This window comes from Phenylobacterium sp. (assembly GCF_030697925.1).
Taxonomy (GTDB): domain Bacteria; phylum Pseudomonadota; class Alphaproteobacteria; order Caulobacterales; family Caulobacteraceae; genus Phenylobacterium.
The window spans coordinates 1-1,230 of sequence record NZ_JAUYOJ010000083.1 but is presented as its reverse complement, the minus strand read 5'-3'; the positions used below and the strand labels follow the sequence as shown (position 1 = coordinate 1,230).

At 67.0% G+C, this 1,230-nt stretch carries 1 protein-coding gene; it reads left to right on the top strand.

Annotated features, from left to right (window positions below; translation table 11 throughout):
- Positions 1-79: 79 nt before the first annotated feature.
- Entirely contained in the window at positions 80-1,093 is a 1,014-nt protein-coding gene (locus Q8Q88_RS08095; protein WP_305674688.1) for an IS110 family transposase, read from the top strand.
- The last annotated feature ends 137 nt before the right edge of the window (positions 1,094-1,230 follow it).

Below are 1,230 nucleotides of genomic sequence, written 5' to 3'. Positions count from 1 at the left end.
TTTCAACATGGGGTAATGGGCGGTTGCTCTTCACACGAGGCCGCGGAGGATCGGTCTCATCGGGAAGAGGAGACTGACCATGGAGTCCTTTGCCGGCCTGGATGTCTCGATGGAAGAGACGCACGTGTGCATCGTGGATCGCGACGGCCAGGTTGTTCATGAAGCCAAGACCGCGTCGAGCCCTGCGGCGATCGCAGCCTTGCTAGCGCGGGCGCCGCGGTGTCGACGGGTGGTCTTCGAGACCGGGCGCATGGCGCCGATGCTCTATCACGGGCTCGTCGGAGCTGGTGTGCCAGTGGTCTGCATCGAGAGCCGGCAGGCCTATCAGGCGCTGAAGTCTCTGGCGACGCACAAGACCGATCGCAACGACGCCCGTGGCCTGGCGCATCTGGCGCGCACCGGCTTCTTCAAGCCGGTCCACGTCAAGTCATTGGCGGCCCACGCCCTTCGCGCCTTGATCATCGCGCGCAAGAAGCTCGTCGGTCAGCGCGTGACCCTGGAGAACCAGGTCCGGGGGCTGGCCGTGGCGTTCGGGATCAGGCTGCCCCGGGCGCTCACCAAGGCCTTTGTCGAGGAGGCGCTTCGGGCCAGCGATGGCGTGGATGGTCTCTCGGCGGCGATGCGCGGGCGGCTCAGCGCTCGAGCCGCGGTGCTTGAAGCGGTGGCGGCGATTGACGCCGACATGAGGCGCCTGGCGCGAGCTTCGGGCGCCTGTCGTCGTCTGATGACGATCCCAGGGGTCGGTCAGCTGACGGCGCGGGCCTTCACTGCCGCGGTGGACGACGTCGAGCGGTTCAAACGCTCCCGCGACATCGGCGCCTATTTTGGCCTGGTCCCGCGCCGATATCAGTCGGGCGAGATCGACTACACCGGCGGCATCTCCAAGTGCGGGGACCGCCGCGTACGGACCCTGCTCTACGAGGCCGCCAACATCATGCTCACCCGCTACAAGGGGCCGCTGAAGCTCAAGGACTGGGCGCTGGCCATCGCCAGGCGCTCGACCATGCGCAAGGCGCGGATCGCGCTAGCCCGCCGCCTCGCCATCATCATGCACGCCATGCTCAGGAACGAGAGGGACTTCGTGGCGGCCTGACAGCCGACCGCCAGAGCAAGCCGGGAGGACGAAACGAGCTCCAGAGCGGAGCGACGCCAAGGGAGGGCGTGGAACACGGCGCCGATTCTGTAGCAGCGGCCACCTCAACGGACCGACTGCGATTTCAACCGAGCCGA

Excerpts from the sequence above, each read along its gene's own strand:
- Q8Q88_RS08095 (WP_305674688.1), top strand. The coding sequence starts at position 80 with ATGGAGTCCTTTGCCGGCCTGGATGTCTCGATGGAAGAGACGCACGTG.